This window comes from Streptomyces abyssomicinicus (assembly GCF_008974245.1).
Taxonomy (GTDB): Bacteria; Actinomycetota; Actinomycetes; order Streptomycetales; family Streptomycetaceae; genus Streptomyces; species Streptomyces abyssomicinicus.
Window position 1 is genome coordinate 266,003 of record NZ_BBZI01000005.1, and the last position, 24,003, is coordinate 290,005.

Annotated in this window: 14 protein-coding genes; 12 read left to right on the top strand and 2 right to left on the bottom strand. The window is 70.3% G+C overall.

Annotated elements, in window-relative coordinates; genetic code table 11:
• The first annotated feature begins 21 nt into the window (after nucleotides 1-21).
• The 4 genes from GBN72_RS01165 (at nucleotide 22) to GBN72_RS34560 (ending at nucleotide 9,809) form a co-directional block, all read left to right on the top strand.
• Complete coding sequence (locus GBN72_RS01165) at nucleotides 22-4,047, top strand: SGNH/GDSL hydrolase family protein (protein ID WP_151769724.1); 4,026 nt, start codon at nucleotides 22-24, stop codon at nucleotides 4,045-4,047.
• A 302-nt stretch (nucleotides 4,048-4,349) separates the two neighbouring features.
• Nucleotides 4,350-7,307 (top strand): ABC transporter substrate-binding protein, encoded by a 2,958-nt coding sequence (locus tag GBN72_RS01170; protein WP_151769725.1) that lies wholly within the window; start codon nucleotides 4,350-4,352, stop codon nucleotides 7,305-7,307.
• A gap of 315 nt (nucleotides 7,308-7,622) precedes the next feature.
• Nucleotides 7,623-8,360, top strand: a complete 738-nt coding sequence (locus GBN72_RS01175) for a YoaK family protein (protein ID WP_151769726.1) — start codon at nucleotides 7,623-7,625, stop codon at nucleotides 8,358-8,360.
• A gap of 639 nt (nucleotides 8,361-8,999) precedes the next feature.
• The gene (locus GBN72_RS34560) at nucleotides 9,000-9,809 is read left to right on the top strand and encodes a hypothetical protein (RefSeq protein ID WP_174887054.1); all 810 of its coding nucleotides are present in this window, start codon (nucleotides 9,000-9,002) and stop codon (nucleotides 9,807-9,809) included.
• Nucleotides 9,810-10,031: 222 nt separating this feature from the next.
• Here the strand turns inward: GBN72_RS34560 and GBN72_RS01190 are convergent, their stop codons facing one another.
• Both GBN72_RS01190 and GBN72_RS01195 read right to left on the bottom strand, forming a co-directional pair.
• Nucleotides 10,032-11,561 (bottom strand): UDP-N-acetylglucosamine 1-carboxyvinyltransferase, encoded by a 1,530-nt coding sequence (locus GBN72_RS01190; protein ID WP_151769727.1) that lies wholly within the window; start codon nucleotides 11,559-11,561, stop codon nucleotides 10,032-10,034.
• A gap of 80 nt (nucleotides 11,562-11,641) precedes the next feature.
• Entirely contained in the window at nucleotides 11,642-11,833 is a 192-nt protein-coding gene (locus GBN72_RS01195; RefSeq protein WP_151769728.1) for a DUF4236 domain-containing protein, read from the bottom strand.
• 301 nt (nucleotides 11,834-12,134) lie between these two features.
• Here GBN72_RS01195 and acnA point away from each other — a divergent pair, with 301 nt between their 5' ends.
• From acnA to GBN72_RS01235, 8 genes are all read left to right on the top strand, one after another.
• Nucleotides 12,135-14,852 (top strand): aconitate hydratase AcnA, encoded by a 2,718-nt coding sequence (acnA, locus tag GBN72_RS01200; protein WP_151769729.1) that lies wholly within the window; start codon nucleotides 12,135-12,137, stop codon nucleotides 14,850-14,852.
• A 355-nt stretch (nucleotides 14,853-15,207) separates the two neighbouring features.
• Nucleotides 15,208-16,677 carry an N-acetylglucosamine/diacetylchitobiose ABC transporter substrate-binding protein gene (gene ngcE / locus GBN72_RS01205; RefSeq protein ID WP_151769730.1) on the top strand — a complete coding sequence of 490 codons (1,470 nt, stop codon included), beginning with the start codon at nucleotides 15,208-15,210 and terminating at the stop codon, nucleotides 16,675-16,677.
• Nucleotides 16,678-16,804: 127 nt separating this feature from the next.
• Complete coding sequence (locus GBN72_RS01210) at nucleotides 16,805-17,728, top strand: carbohydrate ABC transporter permease (RefSeq protein ID WP_151769731.1); 924 nt, start codon at nucleotides 16,805-16,807, stop codon at nucleotides 17,726-17,728.
• Nucleotides 17,729-17,731: 3 nt separating this feature from the next.
• The gene (locus GBN72_RS01215) at nucleotides 17,732-18,670 is read left to right on the top strand and encodes a carbohydrate ABC transporter permease (protein ID WP_151769732.1); all 939 of its coding nucleotides are present in this window, start codon (nucleotides 17,732-17,734) and stop codon (nucleotides 18,668-18,670) included.
• A gap of 154 nt (nucleotides 18,671-18,824) precedes the next feature.
• Nucleotides 18,825-20,027 carry an ROK family transcriptional regulator gene (locus GBN72_RS01220; protein WP_151769733.1) on the top strand — a complete coding sequence of 401 codons (1,203 nt, stop codon included), beginning with the start codon at nucleotides 18,825-18,827 and terminating at the stop codon, nucleotides 20,025-20,027.
• Between the two features lie 127 nt (nucleotides 20,028-20,154).
• Entirely contained in the window at nucleotides 20,155-21,258 is a 1,104-nt protein-coding gene (locus tag GBN72_RS01225) for a sugar ABC transporter substrate-binding protein (protein WP_174887056.1), read from the top strand.
• A gap of 264 nt (nucleotides 21,259-21,522) precedes the next feature.
• Nucleotides 21,523-22,314, top strand: coding sequence for an ATP-binding cassette domain-containing protein (locus tag GBN72_RS01230; RefSeq protein WP_151769734.1), 792 nt, complete (start codon nucleotides 21,523-21,525; stop codon nucleotides 22,312-22,314).
• Nucleotides 22,311-23,624, top strand: coding sequence for a sugar ABC transporter permease (locus GBN72_RS01235; protein ID WP_151769735.1), 1,314 nt, complete (start codon nucleotides 22,311-22,313; stop codon nucleotides 23,622-23,624). The genes GBN72_RS01230 and GBN72_RS01235 overlap by 4 nt, the downstream gene beginning before the upstream one ends.
• The last annotated feature ends 379 nt before the right edge of the window (nucleotides 23,625-24,003 follow it).

The following is a 24,003-nucleotide window of genomic DNA, read 5'->3' on the forward strand; positions in this document are numbered from 1 at the left end:
ACAGGGAAGTTGAGACGCAGCATGTTCAGACGCCTGCGCGCCGTAGCGGCCTCGGCGGCCGCGCTCGCGGTCGCGGTCGGTATCGGCGCGCCACAGGCGTCCGCCGACGGTTCGCGCCCGCGGGCGGTCGACGGCCGGCCGGCCGGGACGGAGGCCGCGCCGAGGGACGACGGCGAGTCCACGGGCGCGAAGCCCGCGTTCAAGCCCTCGGCGGTGACGGAGGACCGTCGCGCCGCCGTACTCGGTGAGGACTTCGCCGGCTCCGAGGACCGTGCGTTCACCACCTCCGGAGACGCCACCGGGTTCCATGTGATGGTGGCCGAGGAGAAGAAGGGCTACGGGTGGCGGACCGCCGCCACCCTGTCCGAGGCCGGTTTCGAGACGGACGCCTGGATCGGCAACGCCTGCGTGACGGAGTCCGGCCGGTACGCCGCCGTGGCGTACGCGCCCCGGACGTTCACCAACAAGCCCGAGCTGATGAGCCGGGGCGCCTTCACCGCGATCGTCGACCTCGTCACCGGGAACGTCCGCAAGCTGCCCTTCCAGGCGTCCCTGGGCTACTTCTCGCCGGGCTGCGGCAGCGGTGAGAACGCGGTCTTCTCCCAGTTCACCGATGAGGTGTCCTCGGCCACCTCCGAGACGCGGCTGATCACCGTCGCCGGGCCGAGCGGGACGACGCGCAAGGTTCGCCTGGACGGGCAGATCACCTCGGCGGTACCCGTCGGCGGACACGTCGTCGCCGCCCAGGGCCGTCGGATCGTGGAGATCGACGGCCGGAAGGTACGGGTGGTGGCCCGTACCCACGGCGTGCCGTTCCAGCTCAAGCCGGACGCGGACGGCGGCGTCGCCTTCATCGACCGTCTGCCCGGCGCGGCGCGCTCCGCCGCACAGGCCGACGCCGGGCCCGAAGCCGCCGTCTTCCGCGTCACCCCCGCACAGCTGCGCTCGCCGGCGGCGAAGAACACCGCCCAGCGACTGGCCAGGGGGAAGCTGACCGCCTTCGACCTGGCCAGGGCGGCGGACGGCACGGTCTTCGTCACGGGCACCGCCCGTACGGAGCAGGGCGGAAAGCTCCCCGGCTCGGTGCGCAACCCGGGGGGCATAGCCAAGAACGCGCGCATCTCCAGTCACGGCCGCGCCGCCCTCACCACCGCGTGGGCCGACGGCAAGGACCCGCGGACATCCTCCAGGGACGCCCTGGCGGCCCGGCCGGCAAGGGTGACCCTGAAGGCGCTGGGCACCGGCGAGAGCGTGACACTCGACGCCATGCCGCACGAGCGCGTCGGCAGCGCGAAGGCGCAGGACACCTCGCTCGCGACCAGCCCGGCCCTGCCCCGGCCGGTGGAGGCGGAGGCGGACGCGAAATCGTTCCGTTCGGCCGCCGAGTCGCCGGTCGAGGCGGACCGCACCTGCTCCGTCCCGCGCGGCGACATACGCAAGCAGGCGTTCCAGCCGACCCCCCGGCAGGTCGAATGGGCGGTGGACCAGGCCGTGGTGAGAAACCTCAACGCGCACGCGAGCCGCCCGGCCGACTGGAAGGGGATGGGCATGCCCGCGTACTCGCCCCAGACGTTGTTCCCTCTCCGGTCCCTGACCGGCGGGACCGGCGACGACTGGCGCATCCCCGCGCAGATCCTGCTGGGCATCACCGCGCAGGAGTCCAACATGTGGCAGGCCACCCGCTACGCGGTGCCCGGCGTCACGGCCAACCCTCTGGTCGGCAACTTCTACGGCGTGCAGTACTCGGCCGACGGCACGCAGCACGACCCCTGGGCGATCGACTGGGCGGAAGCCGACTGCGGCTACGGCATCACCCAGGTCACCGACGGGATGCGACTGCCGGACAAGGGCCAGCTCACGCTGAGTCCGGTCCAGCAGGAAGCCGTGGCCCTCGACTACGCCGCCAACATCGCCAAGGGCGCGGACATCCTCGCCGACAAGTGGAACCAGACCCGGGCCGACGGTCTCGTCGTCAACAACGGCGAACCGAAATGGATCGAGAACTGGTTCTTCGCCCTGTGGGCCTACAACTCCGGCTACTACCCCGAGGCCGAGGCGCACAAGTACTCGGGCAAGTGGGGCGTGGGCTGGACCAACAACCCGGCGAACCCCCTGTGGAAGGAGAACCGCAACCCGTTCCTGGAGTCCGACGGAGGCGGCGACCAGTACGCCGACGCCAAGGACCCGCAGAACTGGCCGTACCAGGAGAAGGTGATCGGCTGGGCGGCCCGCCCGATCTCCGCGATGTTCGCGCCGGGCGACTTCCAGCCCGGTTACCGGCAGGCGACCTGGCTGACCCCCGGCTTCCGCACCACCGCGAAGCCGCCGATCGACCTGTTCTGTGACAGCGGGAACGACTGCGCACCTTCGAAGATCGGCGAGGACGCCACCAACCACACCGGCGGCGGACCGTGCCTGCTCCCCGGTGAGGACACCGATCCGCTGTACCTCAAGTGCTGGTACCACCAGCCCGCGACCTGGAAGGACTGCGGTCCCGCCGTAAGGGCCTGTGGCTATCCACTGCACCGGTTCAACACCGGCTACGTGGAGCAGCCGGACGGCTCCGCCTACCCCCCGAGGTGTTCGGCCGGACTGCCGGCCGGCAGCCTCGTGGTCGACGACATCCCCGCCGGGGCCACACCCGGCGGCTCCGACAACCGCGACTGCGGGCCGTCGGAGTCGGCGGGAACGTTCACGTTCGACTTCGCCTCACCTTCCGGCCGGATCGATCTCCACCAGATCGGCGCCGGATACGACAACCACTTCTGGTTCTCGCACACCCGTCAGCAGCGCGGCACCGAGCCGCCCCGTGCCAAGGTCACCGGTACCTGGGCCCTGGGAGGCAACCACCGCGGCTGGATGAGGGCATGGGTGCATCTGCCCGACCATGGAGCCCACACCCGCCAGGCCCTCTACTCGGTGCTGGGGACCGACTCCACCAGTCCGCACCGCGCCAAACCCCAGCGGGTGATGACCAACAAGTGGGTGTCGCTCGGCGCGTTCAACTTCACCGGCCAGCCCCGCGTCTCCCTGTCGAACATCACCGGGGACGGCAACGGAACCGAGGACGTGGCCTGGGACGCCGTGGCGTTCCAGCCGCTGGGCGGGAAGCCCCGCGACCAGATCGTGGCCATGGGTGACTCGTACTCCTCGGGCGAAGGTGTCACGGAAGGAGCTGGCGGCGTGGACTACTACCCGGAGACCGACTTCTACAACGGTGAGAAGGAGACCATGAACGGCTGCCACCGGTCCCGCAAGGCGTGGTCCCGGCAGGCGGTCCTCCCCGGACGTGCTTCCTCGATCGGCGCACTGGCCGATGCCGGGGACCCGTCCCTGGACTTCCAGTTCGTCGCCTGCTCGGGAGCGCGGCACTACCACCTCATCGGCGAGGGTCAGCATCACGAGCCGGGCCAGATCGCCCAGGGGGCGCTGGACCAGCACACCTCGCTGGTGACGGTCTCGATCGGCGGCAACGACGCGAGGTTCGCCGACGTCGCCACGAAATGCGTCCTTCCGGGGATCCCGCACTGCTCCGACGCCAGCATCGGCGCCGTCGACCCGGACACCGGGGACAAGATCCCGGACGAGGAGACGGGCCCGCTGGAGGCATGGGCGCCCGTCTGGATGCATGACACGGTGCGTCCCCGCCTGGCCACCACCCTGAAGAGCATCCAGGAACGCGCTCCGAACGCGCGGATCGTCCTGATGGGCTATCCCCGACTCCTGACCGGGGCGACCTGCGCGAACATCAACGAGCAGAACAAGGTCTGGCTGAACGGGCTGGCGGACGTACTGGCGGCCGAGATGGCCGGCGCCGTCGCGGACGCCAACTCCCGGTACGGGACCCGCGCCGTCTTCTCCGACCCGCGCGACGAGTTCGAGGGGAAGGGAATCTGCGGCGATCCGGAAGGGCTCCACGGCGTCATCCTCACCGGCCACTCGCAGGCCGACCTGGGGGTCACCTCGAGCAAGTCCTTCCACCCGAACCTCCACGGAGCCACGCTCTACGCCGACGCCCTGGAGGCCACGCTGAACTCCCTGCGGTAGCGGACACCCCGCCGGCACGGCGGGCCCGGGGCGGACACACAGCGGCGCCGCCACGCGATCCTCGCGCGGCGGCGGCCGGTCGCGGCCCGGGAGTCACGGATGTGCACGGTTCCGGTCACGGCCGCGGCCCCGAGGCCGTGACCCGGCCCGCCACTGCGCATGTCTGCGTCAACGGAAGGCGCACCGGGCGACCGCTCCACCAGGGTTACCTCAAGTACCTTGTCTGCACACGGACTTGAGGGGGCTTGGACGTGCACTACGGGGAACGCGAAGCGCTGCCGGCCTGTTCGGCCAATCCGCGGATGGGGACCAGGGAGGGGTTCGACGTCCAGCGGCAGCTGGAGGCGGTGGTACAGGACTTCCGTTCGAGCGACCCGCCCATGCCCGTCGTCGTCCTGCACTCGGACGACGACACCGGCGCGCGGAGCATCGCGACGGAGCTGTGCGAGGTGCAGAAGAGCCACGGCACCCGGTGCGCCGTCCCGTCGGCGATGGCAGGAGGGCGCCGGCCGGCACAGCCCGACCAGGGCGCGGGGCCGGACGACGTCAGGGCGGAGGGGTTACGCAACGCGATACGCGCGGTCGGTGAGCTCAGTGATCCGAAGAAGTGGAACGGCGTCGGCTCGCGCGCCGACCGGGACCGTTCGGACTACCGGCGGTACGCCTTCCCCCGGACCCGGTTCGTCGTCGCGGTCGACGACGCCGTGAAGAGGTGGGCGGAGTCGGCCCCGGCGGGCGAGGCGGACCGGCGGGCCTCCGAGAAGGCGTTGCTGAGGGCGTTGGTGGACGAGCGTCGTCCCCGGTTCTCCCACTGGGTGCCGCGGCGAACGGTCAGCGACATGAGCCACGTGTTCCCGATGGTCATCATGACGATCGGCGCCGCCACCCTGGCGGCGACCTTCGCAGACGTCTCGGGTCTCATGGCGGCGCTCTGCGGCACCGGCCTCGTGGCGCTGCTCCTGATCCTCAACTTCGTGCCGCGGAGCATGCCGGTCTTCCAGTGGCTGCGCAGGGAGTGCCGTTGGTTCATGACCACCACGTTCCTGCGGGCGGCCGCCGCGCAGAGCCGGCCCGTCGCCGCGTCGCCGTTGCGGCCGCTGCGGTCCCGGGACGCCGTCGCGGCGCGTCTTTACGAGGTCGCCCAGGCCATGACCGACAGCCAGGAGAAGGACGCCTTCCGGCTGCGGCTGCACGTGCTGGCCCTGCTCGAGGACCTGCGGGACAGCCACCGTCGGTGGAGCTGGGACCTTCGCGGGTTCAAGCGGCTCCGGCCGCCCATGATGTTCCTCCCGGTGGCGGACGCGGACAACGGGGGGATCGAGCTGATCAAGGCCGTCAGCGACATCCGCAGCCGTCGCAGTGAGCTCGACCCGCTGCTGGTGGTCGCCGCCGTGCCCTGCGACAGCATCGAGCTCCTGAGGCGCGGCCTTCCGGCGGAAAGGGGAGCGGAAGCGGGAACGGCCGGGGGCGGCGGGCGTGCGCGGGAGGCCGACCGGACACAGCTCTCCGACTGGCACATGGCGTGGGCCGTCAACCTGCGCGTGGGCCAGTCCCCGAGCCACTGGGGCGGTCTGCCCTGGGTGGTGAGCATCCCGGTGCCCGCGAAGGAGCGCCAGACCCCGCTGGACACGGGGCAGTGTGTGAAGGCGTCCACGAGGCGCACCGTCGCCCGGGTGGTGTGGTCGGCGCAGACGCTCGCCCTGTCGCTGGCCCTGCTGGCCGGGGGCACCGTCGCGTACGCCGACGTGCTGTCCGACCGGCACTGCTCCACCACCTGGCTGACCGCGAACCGGGACACCCACCGCAAGGCCGCTTCCGGCGACCGCACCGGGGAGTGCATCGGGATCGCCACGGAGGGAGTGCGGTTCTCCACATGGCTGCCGGGCGGCGACAGTGAACCGGCCGACGGGAAGGGGTCCCGCTCGGGCGGTGCGCCCTGGACCCTGTCCCAGCTGGAGACGAGGATCGCGGAGCAGAACGAGACGGCCCTGGGGGCAGGCCGGGGCAAGTACGTCACGGTGGTCTACGCGGGGCCGCTCAGTGCCGACGAACGGCGCGGCTACTCACCCGTGAAGGGGCTGGAGGAGCTCGGCGGTGTGTACCTCGCCCAGGCGGTGGTGAACGAGGCGTCCAGTGTGAAGCTGCGCGTGCTCGTGGCCAACGGGGGCGTCGACCTGCGTGACCAGGTCGAGATGGCCGAGCTGATCGCCGCGTACGCCGAGCGGGACCCGACACTGGTGGGCGTGGTCGGGACGGGCCGGGACCTCGACTCCAGCGAGGAGACGACGCGAACGCTCCGGCGGGCGGGGCTGCCCGTCGTGTCCGGGACCAACTCCGCCACCTACCTGCCGAAGCAGTTCGCCAACTGGTTCAGCCTCGCCGCGCCGGACGACTGGCAGACCTCGCAACTCGGCCTGATAGCACGGCAGCTGCGCCGGGCGGCCGGGGAACGGCGGCCGCCCGCCATGGTGGTCGCCCGCGACACCAAGGCTTCCGACGACCGGTACACGGAGGAACAGGCCCACTATGGCGGAGAGATGCTCGACCGGGAGGACTTCGCCCTGCAGGATCCGTTGTCGTACGCCCTCAGCCCGGGTGGCGATCCGGAGTTCCGGGGGCCGGCCCAGAAGATCTGTGAGAGCGCCGACGTGCCATCGGTGATCTACTTCGCCGGCCGGGTGGAGGACGTCAGCCCCTTCATGGAACAGCTCGGCACGCATTCGGGATGCGCCGGCCGGGAGATGTCCGTCATCACCGGTGACGACCTGTCCAAGGCCGTCTTCGCGCCCGGCAACGAGAGTGTGGCTCCCAAGGTCACGCTGTACCACGCGGCGCTGGCGGAGCTGCGCAAGGCCGCTCGGGACACCGAGTTCTACAACCACGCCGCGGAGTACCTGCCCGGCGTCGGCGACACGGTGCGTCACGACTCGCCCGCGCTGGCCAGCGGGCAGACCGCCCTGTCGTACGACGCGACCCGGGCCCTGTTCGACGCGGCCTCCCGTGACGACACCGCCCAGAGCAGGAGCTCCACCTGGGTCAATCTGCGGGCCGTACGGCTCCACGGTATGGCCACCGGCACGATCGACTTCCGGCAGGCGCCGCTCTACGCGGGCCGCAAGGGGCACAGCATCGCCCTCATGGAGGTCCGTCGCCGCGAGAACGGGTCCTCGCACTCCCGGGTGGTGTGCAGCCGGGTGGCCGGGGACGCGCGGCCGCTCACGGAGAGGGAATGCGCGATCGGGAAGGGGAGCGCCGACTGAGCCCCGGCGCAGTCGGGGCGCAGCCGCACGCAGGTCCCTGGGCGATGGCCGTCAGGAGCGCGCGGGGGACCGGAAGCCCCAGGCCGGAGCCGGAGGCGCCGCCGCACCCCTCGCGGACCGCGTTGCGCGGTTCGACGGGGCGCGGCGGCACCGCAGCGTCAGTCGCGGCCGGGGCGGTGGTCCGCGGACCAGGCCCTGGCCCGCACCCCGTGGCCGGTGTGGCTGCCCGTGGCCGCGGTCGTGACCGGCCCGGTGAGCGGTCTGCTCACCCGACTGGTCCTGCACCTGCGGCCGCCGCCGGGGGAGTAATGAGGCATGCGCAGGCTGCTGAATGACGTGTTCCGCACGCTGTGGCCGCGGGGCGAGGAGCTCCACGGCCCGCTGCCGCCCCTCCTGCTGATGCTGACGGTGGCGTCCGGGCTGGTCGACGCGGTGAGCTACCTGGCCCTCGGGCACGTGTTCGTCGCCAACATGACGGGCAACGTGATCTTCCTCGGGTTCGCCCTCGCAGGCGACGACGACCTGTCCGCGCGCGCCTCGCTCGTCGCGATCGCCGCCTTCCTCCTCGGAGCGGTGGCCGGCGGAAGACTCGGCGCCCGGTTCGCCGGGCACCGGGCGCGTCTGCTGGCGGCGGCCGCGGCCGTCGAGACGGCACCGGTGGCGGTCACCTTGGTGGTGGCCGCCGTGCTGGACGCGACGTCGACGCCCGGCGCCCGGTACACGCTGATCGTCTCCCTGGCCCTCGCCATGGGCCTGCAGAACGCCGTCGTCCGGCGCCTGGGCGTCCCGGACCTCACCACGACCGTGCTGACGCGGACCCTCGCCGGCCTGGCCGCCGACTCCACACCCGCCGGGGGAGGGGCCCCGCACTCCGGGCGCCGGGTGCTGTCGGTGGCCGCGCTGTTCATCGGCGCCCTGCTCGGGGCGGCCCTGGTCCTCGGCGACCGCCTCGTGGCGGCCCTCGCCCTGGCTCTGGTGCTGCTGGCGGCGGCCACCGCGGCCGCGTACCGCTACCGGACCGTCGACGCGCCCTGGGTTCGGGCGAAACCCTGACGCCCTTTCACCGCCCCTGCCGCTGAGGCGCTCCTCCGGATGACGCGGGCTGGTCGAACGGCAGGTCGGAGAGCTGCCGCTCCAGGACCTGATCCGGCGCAGAGGTGGTCGTCACGCAGCGCCCCACCCGGCTCATCAGGCAGAACCGCAGGCAGAACTGCGGGGCCCGCCCGGACGCCCGCGGCACGCCGGGGCGCCCGACATGGGGCATCATCTGGCCCGTAAGCGATCCCCCGCCCGCCGCAGACCCGAACGACGACACGGCCGCCGTCGCGTGGCGGTGCGCAGGGAGCGGACGACCGGCCGGGGTCCGGCCGAGCCGGGACGCACCGCACCCCGCTGGAGCTGCTGTTCGACCTCACGTTCGTGGTCGCGGTGGGGACAGCCTCCTCCCAGGTCGCCGAGATGCCGGCCGAGGGACACCTGCGCGACGCCGTGACCGCCTTCGCGCGCGGCCTCGTTCGTCCTCGGCCACGAGACCGCAGGCCGCGACCACCAGCGGCGCCCGCTGCACCGCCTCCGCGAGAGCGACGCCCCGTGAGAGGCCGCGGAGTGTCGGTGCCCTGCGGGAAGATGCGGGGCGTGTGGCGGCCTGCCCGGCAGGGGCTTCCCGGGCCGTCCCGGACGAGAGGGAGCACCGTGGACCGACCGGTGACGGACGAGGAACCGACGGCGCAGGAGTGGCGGCGACAGCACTACGAACTGTGGCAATGGCACGGGCGACCGCCGGGCGAGGAGCTGCGCCGCCGGCTGCGCCACAGCAACGTGCTCGGTCTGCTCGACTACGACAGCGACCTGGTGCACGACCTCCACGCCGCGGGACCCGCGACCCAGCGGTCGGTGGCGTCGCTGGCCGCCCGGCGCGCCTGCGAGGCGGCGGGCCTGACCGAGGTGCCCTGGGTCGCCCGGGCGCTCACCGCTCTGGCCGAGGGCCGCCCACCGGGGGCGCCGTTCGACGACGAGGCCCTGATGTGGCAGCGACTGCGCTCCGACCCGGCCGTACCGAGTCGCGCGGTGGCGAAGGGTGTGCCACCCGCCCGGACGCCGTACTTCCCGCCGCCTCCGGAGCCGACCGGGTGGGAGTGGATTCCGGAGGCGGGCCTGAGCGACGACGTGCAGGAGGACACGACGTCCGGCCGGCTCCTGGGCAGGTGGGTAAGGACCGCACCGGCCGACGGAAGGCTCGCACCGTCCGCCTCGGGGCAGGTGGAGGTGCTGCGCATGACGGCCCCGGCCGGTGACCCCGCAGCCCCGGAGCTGATCTCCCAGCCGCACTTCGCCCTCCCCACGGTCCCGGCCGCCGCCGAGGCCGACCCGCTGAAGGCGGCGGTGGAAGCGGTGTGGCACGCGGTGAACGCGTGCGGCGAACACTGGCCGGAGCTGCTGGAGGAGATCCGGACCGTCGTCGCCGGAAGTGCCCGCGCGGCGGAGTGGACGGGCCCCAGATGACCTCCGGTGACTGCTTTGCGGTCTCCCATCGACGAGGTGCTGGGACGGCGCTGCGAGCTCCGGACGGTCGCGCTGCGTGAATGGTCACTCAGCGCGACTGGTGATCACTGTGGAGGGCGAGTCCGATCCCGCCAAGGGCCCGAGAAGGCCCAGAGGTGCCGCCGCACCTCCTCCGAGATCCGCGTAACCGCAGGTCAGAGAGGATGCGACGGTACCTCCCCGTCAGATGTCGCGGAAGATCTCGATCTGCGCGCCCACCGAGTTGAGGCGCGCCGCGAGGTCCTCGTAGCCGCGGTTGATGACGTAGACGTTGCGCAGCACCGAGGTGCCCTCCGCGGCCATCATGGCCAGCAGCACGACAACGGCCGGGCGGAGTGCCGGCGGGCACATCATCTCGGCCGCGCGCCAGCGGGTGGGGCCGTCGACCAGGACCCGGTGCGGGTCGAGGAGCTGGAGACGGCCGCCGAGGCGGTTGAGGTCGGTGAGGTAGATCGCCCGGTTGTCGTAGACCCAGTCGTGGATCAGGGTCTGGCCCTGCGCCGAGGCCGCGATGGCGGCGAAGAACGGCACGTTGTCGATGTTCAGACCGGGGAACGGCATCGGGTGGATCTTGTCGATCGGCGCCTCCAGCTTGGAGGGCTTGACGGTGAGGTCCACCAGGCGGGTACGGCCGTTGTCCGCGTTGTACTCGGGGGAGCGGTCGTGGTCGAGACCCATCTCCTCCAGGACGGCCAGCTCGATCTCGAGGAACTCGATCGGCACCCGCCGGACGGTCAGCTCGGACTCGGTGACCACGGCCGCGGCCAGCAGGCTCATCGCCTCGACCGGGTCCTCGGAGGGCGAGTAGTCCACGTCCACGTCGATGTCCGGCACACCGTGCACGGTGAGCGTGGTGGTGCCGATGCCCTCGACCCGCACGCCCAGCGCCTCCAGGAAGAAGCAGAGGTCCTGGACCATGTAGTTCGACGAGGCGTTGCGGATGACCGTCACGCCGTCGTGGCGGGCGGCGGCCAGCAGCGCGTTCTCGGTGACCGTGTCGCCGCGCTCGGTGAGCACGATCGGACGGCCCGGGGTGATCGTCCGGTCCACCTGGGCGTGGTACAGGCCCTCGGTGGCCGCGATGTCGAGGCCGAAGCGGCGCAGCGCGATCATGTGCGGCTCGATGGTGCGCGTGCCGAGGTCGCAGCCGCCGGCGTAGGGCAGCTTGAACTCTCCCAGGCGGTGCAGCAGCGGGCCGAGGAACATGATGATCGAGCGGGTGCGGCGGGCCGCGTCCGCGTCGATCGACGCCATGTCCAGCTCGGCGGGCGGCACGATCTCCAGGTCCACGCCGTCGTTGATCCAGCGGGTCCGTACGCCGATGGAGTTGAGAACCTCCAGCAGGCGGTAGACCTCCTCGATCCGGGCCACCCGCCGCAGGGTGGTGCGGCCCTTGTTGAGGAGCGAGGCGCACAGCAGCGCCACGCAGGCGTTCTTGCTGGTCTTGACGTCGATGGAACCGGAGAGCCGGCGCCCGCCGACCACCCGGAGGTGCATCGGGCCCGCATAGCCGAGGGAGACGATCTCGCTGTCGAGAGCCTCACCGATGCGGGCGATCATCTCAAGACTGATGTTCTGGTTGCCGCGTTCGACCCGGTTGATCGCGCTCTGGCTGGTGCCGAGGGCTTCCGCCAGCTGCGCCTGTGACCAGCCACGATGCTGCCGTGCGTCACGGATGAGGCGGCCGATGCGTACGAGGTAGTCGTCTGCCATGTGACTGAGGCTATCTCAGATATGAGATGACGCATCTCGAGGGCGGTGTGGCGCGGCCGTCCGGGTGACCGGGGCCCGGGTCAGCGGCGCCGGGTGGTGCTCCGGTAGCCGAACGGGCCGGGCAGGTCCATCGACGTGGTGCGGCGGCCGGTGGAGTTGTAGGTGTGCTTCGGGCCGTTGCCGGAGCCGAAGGTGAGCGACCACGACTTCTTGTTGATGTTGAGCCGGACACCGGGGAATATCCGGAAACTCTTGCGGAACGTGAGCGGCACGGTGCGATCCTCTCGCCGGTTCTGCGGACGGGCTTTTCGAGTTGTCTCCGAGCGGATACCCGGAGGCGGGCCTCGCATGGCTCCTTCGCCCGTGACGGCTCATGCTGAACGGGGCCGGGGCATGACCAGGCCGACCCTATGTACTAGAGTTATCTCGACATCGAGATATCTGTCGGAGGAACGCCGCTGCTGCCGCTCCGGTAAGGCTTACCTAACTTAGCCTTGCCCCGGCGGATCGCCAAACCGGCGTGGCGGCACCATGCGGCGCGGTGGTACGCGCACATAAATGAAGGAGACTGTCGTGTCGGCGAACAGCTTCGACGCCCGCAGCACGCTGCAGGTGGGCGACGAGTCGTACGAGATCTTCCGGCTGGACAAGGTGGAGGGCTCGGCCCGCCTGCCGTACAGCCTCAAGGTCCTGCTGGAGAACCTGCTGCGCACCGAGGACGGTGCGAACATCACCGCCGACCACATCAGTGCGCTCGGCAACTGGGACTCGCAGGCCCAGCCGTCGCAGGAGATCCAGTTCACGCCGGCCCGCGTGATCATGCAGGACTTCACCGGCGTGCCCTGCGTCGTGGACCTCGCCACCATGCGTGAGGCCGTGAAGGAGCTCGGCGGCGACCCGTCGAAGATCAACCCGCTGGCCCCGGCCGAGCTGGTCATCGACCACTCGGTCATCGCCGACAAGTTCGGCACCCACGAGGCGTTCGCCCAGAACGTCGAGCTGGAGTACGGCCGCAACCGCGAGCGCTACCAGTTCCTGCGCTGGGGCCAGACCGCGTTCGACGAGTTCAAGGTCGTCCCGCCGGGCACCGGCATCGTCCACCAGGTGAACATCGAGCACCTGGCCCGCACGGTGATGGTGCGCAACGGTCAGGCCTACCCGGACACCCTGGTCGGCACCGACTCGCACACCACCATGGTCAACGGCCTCGGCGTGCTCGGCTGGGGCGTCGGCGGCATCGAGGCCGAGGCCGCGATGCTCGGCCAGCCGGTCTCCATGCTGATCCCGCGCGTCGTCGGCTTCAAGCTGACCGGCGAGCTGCGCCCCGGCACCACCGCCACCGACCTGGTGCTCACCATCACCGAGATGCTGCGCCACCACGGTGTCGTCGGCAAGTTCGTCGAGTTCTACGGCGAGGGCGTCGCCGCCACCTCGCTGGCCAACCGCGCCACCATCGGCAACATGTCGCCGGAGTTCGGCTCCACCGCCGCGATCTTCCCGATCGACGACGAGACGCTGAACTACCTGAAGCTGACCGGCCGCAGCGAGCAGCAGGTCGCGCTGGTCGAGGCGTACGCCAAGGAGCAGGGCCTCTGGCTGGACCCGTCCGCCGAGCCGGACTTCTCCGAGAAGCTCGAGCTGGACCTGTCCACCGTCGTCCCGTCGATCGCCGGCCCGAAGCGCCCGCAGGACCGCATCGTCCTGGCGAACGCCGCCGAGCAGTTCGGCCGCGACATCCTCAACTACGTCAGCGACGAGTACGAGGCCAGCAAGGAGTCCTTCCCGGGCTCCGACGCCCCGTCCACCATCCCGGACGGCACCCCCTCGAAGCCGGTCCTCGTCACCGCCCCCGACGGCTCGAGCTACGAGCTCGACCACGGCGCCGTGACCGTCGCCGCGATCACCTCCTGCACCAACACCTCGAACCCGTACGTCATGGTCGCCGCCGCGCTGGTGGCCAAGAAGGCGGTCGAGAAGGGCCTGACCCGCAAGCCGTGGGTCAAGACCACCCTCGCCCCGGGCTCCAAGGTCGTCACCGACTACTTCGACAAGGCGGGCCTGACCCCCTACCTCGACAAGGTCGGCTTCAACCTGGTCGGCTACGGCTGCACCACCTGCATCGGCAACTCCGGCCCGCTGCCGGACGAGGTCTCCCAGGCGGTCAACGAGCACGACCTCGCGGTCACCTCGGTGCTCTCCGGCAACCGCAACTTCGAGGGCCGGATCAACCCGGACGTCAAGATGAACTACCTGGCGTCCCCGCCGCTGGTCGTCGCGTACGCCCTCGCCGGCTCGATGAAGGTGAACATCACCAAGGACGCCCTGGGCGCCGACCAGGACGGCAACCCGGTCTTCCTCAAGGACATCTGGCCCTCCGAGGCCGAGGTCAACGAGGTCGTGGCCTCCGCCATCGGCGAGGACATGTTCAACAAGTCCTACCAGGATGTCTTCGCGGGCGACGCCCAGTGGCAGGCGCTGCCGGTCCCGACCGGCAACACCTTCGAGTGGGACCCGCAGTCCACCTACGTGCGCAAGCCCCCGTACTTCGAGGGCATGACCATGGAGACCACGCCGGTCGAGGACATCACCGGCGCGCGTGTCCTGGCCAAGCTGGGCGACTCGGTCACCACCGACCACATCTCCCCGGCCGGCGCCATCAAGGCCGACACCCCGGCCGGCAAGTACCTCACCGAGCACGGTGTGGAGCGTCGTGACTTCAACTCCTACGGCTCGCGCCGAGGCAACCACGAGGTCATGATCCGCGGTACGTTCGCCAACATCCGCCTGCGCAACCAGATCGCGCCGGGCACCGAGGGCGGCTACACGCGTGACTTCACGCAGGAGGGCGGCCCGGTCGCCTTCATCTACGACGCCTCGCAGAACTACCAGGCCGCCGGCATCCCGCTGGTCGTCCTGGCCGGCAAGGAGTACGGCTCCGGCTCGTCCCGCGACTGGGCGGCCAAGGGCACCGCGCTCCTGGGCGTCAAGGCCGTCATCGCCGAGTCCTACGAGCGCATCCACCGCTCGAACCTCATCGGCATGGGCGTCCTGCCGCTCCAGTTCCCGGAGGGCCAGTCGGCCGCGTCCCTCGGCCTCACCGGCGAGGAGGCCTTCTCCTTCACCGGCGTCACCGAGCTGAACGACGGCACCACGCCGCGGACGGTCAAGGTCACCACCGACACCGGTGTCGAGTTCGACGCGGTCGTCCGCATCGACACCCCGGGTGAGGCGGACTACTACCGCAACGGCGGCATCATGCAGTACGTGCTGCGGAACCTGATCCGCAAGTAGATCTTCCGCCGCACCAGGCCGGGCCGCGTCCTCCTTCCCGGGAGGGCGCGGCCCGGCCGTCGTTTTCGCGGGGTGTGACCCGGAGGTCTCAACTAGGAAAAGACCCGTCGCAACCCTGTGCGCGATCTTGTCCACGCGCGGAGAGTGGACTATACCTGTCGGTCATGTCCGGGTCCGGGGGAGGCGGGGAGGGCAACACACCGAAGCCCCTGCCTTCCGCCCCTGTCAGGGCCTTGGCGCTGTATGTGTTTCTGGCACCACCCGCACCACCCCTGCACGACCCAGCTCGACCGACCGCGGTGCCGGGGAGGAACCGGTTCACCGCCTGAGTCCTGGAGAAGGCGAGGACTTGCGCATGGGATCCACTTCCGCCGATGCCGAGAACAACACGAGCGGCGCGGTCAACGGCGTCGGACGCCGTGATCTGATCAAGCGGTCCGCCGCGCTCGGCCTGGCCGCCGTGCCGGCCACGGGCTTCCTCTCCGCCTGCGCCAGCGGCGGCGGGGACGACTCCACCGACGGGCCCGAGAAGGGATCGGTGACCGCCAAGAACCCGCTGGGCGTCAAGACGAACGCCCCGATGGAGTTCGTCCTCTTCAACGGCGGGTTCGGCAAGGAGTACGGCGAGGACGCCGTCAAGATCTACGAGAAGAACTTCCCCCAGTCCAAGGTGAAGTTCAGCGCCACCCTGACGATCCAGTCGACCCTGCAGCCCCGCTTCAACGGGGGCACCCCGCCGGACCTGATCGACAACTCCGGCCGGGAGCAGATGGACATGGGCGTCCTGGTCGGCCAGAAGCAACTGGCCGACCTCACCCCGCTGCTGGACGCCCCGTCGTACCACGACCCCAGCAAGAAGGTCCGCGACACCCTGCGGCCCGGCATCGTCGAGATGGGTCAGTTCGACGGTGACCCGGTGTACATCATGTACTACGCGTACACCACCTACGGCGTCTGGTACTCGCAGAAGGCCCTCGACGAGCTCGAGGTGGCGTACCCGGAGACCTGGGACGACATGCTCGCCGTCTGCGCGAAGGCGAAGAAGAAGGGGATCGCGGGCTGGACCTACCCGGGCCAGTACCCGTACTACATCCCCTTCTCGCTCTACGCGATGATCGGCAAGGTCGGCGGCCCGGACGTGCTCAAGGCCATCGACAATCTGGAGCCCAACGCCTGGAAGCACCCCGCCGTCAAGGCCTGCTTCGAGGCGTACTACGAGCTCTACCGCAAGGGCTACATCCTCAAGGGCACGCCGGGTCTCTCGCACACCCAGTCGCAGGCCGCCTGGGCGGAGGGCAAGGCGCTGTTCATCCCGAACGGCTCGTGGGTGGAGAACGAGTCGGCGGACGTCATCCCGGCCGACTTCGGGGTGTCGATAGGAGCCCCCTCCGGCCTGGACAGCTCCGACAAGATGCCCTTCGGCACCCTGTGGGCGTCCGGCGCCGAGCCCTTCGTCGTCCCGGCCAAGGCCAAGAACCAGGCCGGCGGCATGGAGCAGCTGCGCATCATGCTCAGCGAGGAGTCGTCGAAGAACTTCACCTCCAAGGTGAAGTCGCTGTCCGCCCTCGACGGCGGCACCGACGGCATCGAGCTCACCCCCGGTCTCAAGTCCGGTGTCGCCGCGCTGGAGAAGGCGGGCGACAACATCCTCAACCCGCGCATCCAGGACTGGTACGTGGCGCTGCAGAAGGAGAAGATCGGCACCGCCGGTCTCGGCGAGATGATGGCCGGCCGTCTCACCCCGGCCGAGGCGATCAAGAAGATCCAGGGTTACGCCGACGAGGCGGCCCAGGACGACTCCATCAAGCACTACAAGCACACCTGAGCAAGGACACCTGAGCACGCCACGTGAGCCCGTCCGCCGGGCGCGGTCCGTCACCTGACGCGCGGACCGCGCCCGGCGGAGGCCTCCACCGCCGTACCCACCGCCGCACAGATCGGGTCACCAGCGGATGCAGCACGGTAAGTACCGCTTCGTCGTCGGATTCCTGACGGCCCCCCTGGCGTTGTACGCCATCTTCGTCGTCTGGCCCTTCATCCAGTCGATCTTCTACTCCTTCACCAACTGGTCCGGCCTGAGTCCGGAGTTCTCCATGGTGGGGATCGACAACTACACGCGCCTGGTCGAGGACGACGTCTTCTGGAAGTCGCTCTGGCACAGCGTGCTGTTCGCGTTGCTCGTCCCGGTGGTCACCATCGGTCTGGCGCTGTTCCTGGCCTTCATGGTCAACGTGGGCGGCCGTAAGCGGCGCGGTGGTCCGGCGATCACCGGAGTGCGCGGGTCGTCGTTCTACAAGATCGTCTACTTCTTCCCGCAGGTGCTGTCGATCGTCATCATCGCCCTGCTCTTCCAGTTCATCTACAACCCGCGCAGCGGCGTGATCAACGCACTGCTGGCGGGGATCGGGGTGGATGCGCAGCCCGAGTGGCTGGGCGACCCGAACCTGGCCCTGTGGTGCGTGATGGCCGTGGTCGTCTGGGCGACGGTCGGGTTCTTCGTGGTGCTGTTCTCGGCCGGCATGGCCTCCATCCCCGCCGAGCTCTACGAGGCCGCCCTGCTGGACGGCGCGAGCCGGGTGACCACCTTCTTCAAGGTGACCCTGCCGCTGCTGTGGGACACCGTGCAGTCCGGCTGGGTCTACATCGGCATCCTGGCCCTGGGCGCCGAGTCGTTCGCCGTGGTGCACATCATGACGGTCGGCCCCGGCGGTCCCGACTACTCGACCACCGTCATGGTCCTGTACGTGTACCAGAAGGCGTTCCGTGACGGACAGGCCGCCTACGCGACCACCATCGGCGTCGCCCTGCTCGCCGTCACGCTGGCGTTCGCCGCCCTCGTGATGCGACTGGGACGCCGCGAGCGGCTGGAGTACTGAGAGATGAAGACCGACACCCCGCCGCCCGGCGACGACGCCGTCCTCCCCGGCCCCGGCGCCCTGAGCACCCGCACCTCCGAACGTCCGGAGCGCCCGGCGCGCCGGGCCAAGGAGGGCGAGGGAAAGATCCTCAACGTCTTCTCGCACGGCGTGCTGGTGCTGTGGGCGATCATGGTCACCCTGCCGCTGCTGTGGGCCGTGATGACCGCCTTCAAGGACAACCGGGCCATCATCAGCTCGCCCTGGTCGCTCCCGGACAGCCTGCACTTCGACAACTTCGCGCGGGCGTGGACCCAGGCGCAGATCGGTGACTACTTCCTCAACACGGTCGTCGTGGTGGGCGGTTCGCTGATCGGCACGCTGGTGCTCGGCTCCATGGCGGCGTACGTGCTGGCCCGGTTCGACTTCCCGGGCAACCGGCTCGTCTACTTCCTGTTCGTCGGCGGCATGAGCTTCCCGGTGATGCTCGCCCTGGTGCCGCTGTTCTACGTGGTGAACAACATCGGCCTGCTCAACACCACCCACGGGCTGATCCTGGTCTACATCGCGTACTCGCTGCCGTTCACCGTCTTCTTCCTGACCTCCTTCTTCCGCACGCTGCCCACCTCGATCGCGGAGGCCGCCTTCGTCGACGGGGCCTCGCACACCCGGACCTTCTTCCAGGTGATGCTGCCGATGGCGAAGCCCGGCCTGATCAGCGTCGGGATCTTCAACTTCCTCGGCCAATGGAACCAGTACATGCTGCCCACGGTGCTCAACACCGAGGAGGACCAGAGGGTGCTCACCCAGGGCCTGGTGCAGATGACGGCGGTCGCAGGCTACAAGAGCGACTGGGGCGCGCTCTTCGCCGGCCTGGTGCTGGCCATGCTGCCGGTGCTCGGCGCGTACATCGTCTTCCAGCGGCAGGTCGTCCAGGGGCTCACCGCGGGGGCCCTGAAGTAGGCCGAAGCGGACCGAAGCAGACGCCCGGCGTTCTCCTCCCGTTCAACGATCCGGTTCCACCTCTTGACGCAACGGTGAGGGAACCGGTCAGCTTGGACTTCACTTGTTGGACAAGGCGGGGCCTCGCCGGAGCGGCCCCGTGCGGGAGGTCGTCGTGGAGACTCCAGGGTCGCAGTCGTCACTGCACCGGGCAAACCTGGAGAGAGTGGTCAGAGCGGTACGACTCGCCGGATCCCTGACCCAGGCGGAAATCGCCCGGACCACCGGTCTGTCGGCCGCGACCGTCTCGAACATCGTGCGGGAACTGAAGGATGCCGGGATGGTCGAGGTGACCCCCACCTCGGCCGGCGGCCGCCGCGCCCGCTCCGTCTCGCTCAGCGGGGACGCGGGGATCGTGGTCGGCATCGACTTCGGCCACACCCATCTGCGGGTGGCGCTGGGCAACCTCGCCCACCAGGTGCTGGCCGAGCAGACCGAGCCGCTGGACGTCGACGTCTCCGCCGCGCAGGGCTTCGACCGGGCCGAACAGCTGGTCAGGCGCCTGATCGACAGTGTCGGCGCCGACCGTGACAAGATCGCCGGCGTCGGTCTGGGCGTCCCCGGCCCGATCGACCTGGAGTCCGGCACCCTCGGCTCCACGGCCATCCTGCCCGGCTGGCGCGGCACCCGCCCCGCCGAGGAACTGGAAGCCAGGCTGGGCGTCCCGGTCCACGTGGACAACGATGCCAACCTCGGCGCCCTCGGTGAACTGACCTGGGGGAGCGGCCGCGGGGTCAAGGACCTGGCCTACATCAAGGTGGCCAGCGGTGTCGGCGCCGGCCTGGTGATCGACGGCAAGATCTACCGCGGCCCGGGCGGCACGGCGGGCGAGATCGGGCACATCACCCTCGACGAGTCCGGCCCGGTCTGCCGCTGCGGCAACCGCGGCTGTCTGGAGACCTTCACCGCGGCGCGCTACGTGCTGCCGCTGCTCCAGCCGACCCATGGCCCGGAACTCACCATGGAGGCCATGGTGCGCCTGGCCAAGGAGGGCGATCCGGGGTGCCGGCGGATGATCGGCGACATCGGGCGTCACGTGGGCAGCGGGGTGGCCAATCTGTGTAACCTCCTCAACCCCGGGCGGATCGTCATCGGCGGCGACCTCGCGGAGGCGGGGGAGCTGATGCTGGGTCCGATCCGGGAGTCGGTGGGACGGTACGCGATCCCGAGCGCCGCCCGCCTGCTCTCCGTCGTGCCGGGCGGACTGGGCGGCCGGGCCGAGGTGCTGGGGGCGCTGGCCCTCGCGCTGAACGAGGTGGGCGACGCCTCCCTGCTCGGGGGCACGCCGCTACGCTCCGTACCTAACTCGTTCACTTAGAGAACACAGCCGGTCGTTGCCAGACCGTTAAGTATTCACTTCTTGACGTCAAACATCGATTTCGAGTTGACTTCGGTCACTTACCTCGGCCGCGACGGTGCGGCCGCGTCAGGGAGGCACCTCTCTTATGAACGCCAAGATTCGTAGCGTCGTGATCGGCGCTGCCGCTGTTTCTATGGCTCTGTCCATGGCCGCCTGTGGCAAGGCGGGCGACGACGCCAAGGACGAGGGCGGTTCCGGCGACAAGGGCGGCAAGTCCATCGGTCTGCTGCTGCCCGACACTGTCACCGCCCGGTACGAGAAGTTCGACAAGCCCTACTTCGAGGACAAGGTCACGGCGCTCTGCTCCGACTGCACCGTCGAGTACGCGAACGCCGGCGCCGACCCGAACAAGCAGGCCCAGCAGGTCAGCGACATGATCACCAAGGGTGTCAAGGTGATCGTGGTCAGCGCTCAGGACTCCGCGGCCATCAAGTCCTCCGTGGAGGAGGCCGAGTCCAAGGGCGTCAAGGTCATCGCGTACGACCGCCTCGCCCAGGGCCCGGTGTCCGCCTACGTCTCCTTCGACAACGAGAAGGTCGGCCAGCTCCAGGGTGAGGCCCTCCTCGAGGGTCTGGGCGACAAGGCGACCCCGAAGTCGAAGATCGTCATGATCAACGGTGACGACGCCGACCCGAACGCCGCCCAGTTCAAGAAGGGCGCCCACGGCGCCCTGGACGGCAAGGTCGACATCGCCTACGAGCAGACCGGCCTCTGGAAGGACACGGTCGCCGCGGAGAAGATGTCCGCCGCCATCACCCAGCTCGGCAAGAAGAACATCACCGGCGTCTACTCCGCCAACGACGGCATGGCCGGTGGCATCGCCAACGTCCTCAAGGGCGAGGGCCTCGGCGACATCCCGCTGACCGGCCAGGACGCCGAGCTCGCCGCCATCCAGCGCATCGTCGCCGGCACCCAGTACGCCACCGTCTACAAGGCGTTCAAGCCGCAGGCCGAGGCTGCCGCCGAGCTTGCCGTCAAGCTGCTGAACGGTGAGGACGTCAAGTCCCTCGCCACCCAGGAGGTCACCAGCGGCTCCGGCGACAAGGTTCCCGCGCAGCTGCTGGCCCCGGTCTCCGTGACCCAGAAGAACATCGCGGACACCGTCGTCAAGGACGGCCTGTACACGGTCGAAGAGATCTGCGCCGGCGAGTTCGCCAAGGCGTGCGAGAAGGCCGGTCTCAGCAAGTAAGCGGCTCCGGCCGGCCCGCCCGACGGGGCGGCCGGCCCGGCGGCGGGACGAGCCGAACCGCGGATCCCGCCGCCCCCCGCCCGGCCTTTGCCCCGTCCTGTCCCCACCGAGGGACGGCTCGGGGCAGCGGCCGGTACGGGGCACCACCGTCCGCGCTCCGCGAGAGCGCGCGCACTCCCTCCCCCCGCAAACCCGCGCTTTCGCGCGCCCCTCCGCGTCCTGTCCGCAGGACGCGGCATCCCCGCCGGTCAGGCGGCGAAGGAGATGATTCACGTGTCCGCTACGCCCGTGCTGGCGTTGCGCGGAGCCTCCAAGCGATTCGGTGCGGTCCAGGCCCTCACCGACGTCCACCTGGAGGTCCACGCCGGAGAGGTCGTCGCGCTGGTCGGCGACAACGGCGCCGGAAAGTCCACGCTGGTCAAGGCGATCGCCGGCGTCCACCCCATCGACGAAGGCGTCGTCGAGTGGGAGGGCCGGCCGGTCTCGATCAGCAAGCCGCACGACGCCCAGGAGCTCGGCGTCGCGACCGTCTACCAGGACCTCGCCCTGTGCGACAACCTGGACGTCGTCGGCAACCTCTACCTCGGCCGGGAGCTGCGCCGCCGCGGCGTCCTCGACGAGGTCACCATGGAGCAGAAGGCCCGCGAGCTGCTGAGCACGCTGTCCATCCGCATCCCCAGCGTCCGCATCCCGATCGCCGGCCTCTCCGGCGGTCAGCGTCAGGTCGTCGCCATCGCGCGCGCCCTGATCGGCGACCCCAAGATCGTCATCCTGGACGAGCCCACCGCCGCCCTCGGCGTCGAGCAGACCGCCCAGGTCCTCGACCTGGTCGAGCGGCTGCGCGAGCGCGGCCTCGGCGTCATCCTCATCAGCCACAACATGGCCGACGTCAAGGCGGTGGCGGACACCGTCGCCGTGCTGCGCCTGGGCAAGAACAACGGCACCTTCCCGGTGAAGGACACCAGCCACGAAGAGATCATCGCCGCCATCACGGGTGCCACGGACAACGCCGTGACCCGTCGCGCGGAGCGTCGCACCACGGAGGCGGCAAAGTGAGCGACACGACCAAGACCCCCACCCCCAAGGGCACCGTCCCGGCCGCTGCCGAGGACCCCACCGCCGCGGCGGTGGCGGCCCCCGCCGTCGACCCCCGCCTGCTGGTGCGCGAAGAGGGCTTCAAGGGCTACATCACGGAGTTCAAGCGCAAGGTCAAGGGCGGTGAGCTGGGCTCGATCCCGGTCGTCGTCGGCCTGATCGTCATCGCGACGGTCTTCCAGCTCAACAACGACCGCTTCCTGAGCGCCGACAACCTGTCGAACATCGGCTACTACATGGCCGCCACCGGCATGCTCGCCATCGGCCTGGTCTTCGTGCTGCTGCTCGGCGAGATCGACCTCTCCGTCGGCTCGGTCAGCGGCCTGGCCTCCGCCGTGTTCGCCGTCGTGGTCACCAAGCACGGCATGGACGCCTGGCTGGCCCTGCTGCTCACCATCGTCACCGGTGTCGCCATCGGCGCGCTGCACGGCTGGTTCTTCGCCAGGATCGGCGTGCCCGCCTTCGTCGTCACCCTGGCCGGCTTCCTCGGCTGGAACGGCCTGATGCTGTGGCTGCTCGGCTCGAGCGGCACCATCAACATCCCCTCCGACGACGGCCCGGTCAGCCTGCTCGGCAAGTCGTCGTTCCTGCTGGACCAGGACATCGTCGGCGCCTACCTGCTGGCCGGGCTCGCCGTCCTGTCGCTGCTCGTCGGCTCCTTCATGGACCAGCGCCGCCGCCGCGCGGCCGGCGTCCCGTTCCGCCCGACCAGCGAGATCGTGCTGCGCGTCGTCGCCCTCGCGGTGGTCGCCTTCGCCGCCGCGGTCATGTTCAACAACTCCGCGGGCGTGCCCAACGCGCTGGTGATCTTCCTGGTCTGCCTGGTGATCATCGACTTCGTCCTGCGCCGCACCTCGTTCGGCCGCAAGGTCTTCGCGGTCGGCGGCGGCGTCGAGGCGGCCCGCCGCGCGGGCATCAACGTCGAGCTGGTCCGTATCACCGTCTTCGCCATCGCCGGCGGCTTCGCGGCCCTCGGCGGCATGTTCTTCGCCGGCCAGACCTCCAGCGCCACCATGCTGGCGGGCGGCGGCAACACCCTGATGCTGGCGATCGCCGCGGCGGTCATCGGCGGCACCAGCCTCTTCGGTGGCCGGGGCACCGTGTGGTCGGCCCTGCTGGGCATGCTCGTCATCCAGTCGATCAGCACCGGCCTGAGCCTGCTGAACATGGAGGCGTCGATCCAGTACATGATCACCGGCGCCGTGCTGCTCGGCGCGGTCGTCATCGACTCCGTCTCCCGGCGGAGCCAGAAGGCGGCGGGCCGGGCGTAACGCCCACGCAGCCCGCGGTGCCCGGCATCCTCGCGATGCCGGGCACCTGCTTTTCCCGGTGCGGGGCCCCGGGCCCCGGTTCCCGGGTCCCGGTTCCGGGCCCCTGGGTCCGGCTCCGGGCTCCAGCCCTGGCCTCGGCCTTCGGCCCTCGGCTCCGGTCTCCGGCCCCGGCTTCGGCGGTTGGTTTGGGGCTCCGGCCTTCAGACCCGGGCGCGCCTCGGTTCCGGCCCTGGCTCTTGGTTTCGGGCTCGGGTTCTCGGCTGCGGGCTCCGGTCCTGGCTTCGGCGGTCGGTTGTCGGGCTCTGGCTCTCGGCTTCCGGCCCTGGCCCAGGCTTCGGCTGCGGGCTCCGGCCCCGGCTCCGGGCTCGGGTCCTGGCTT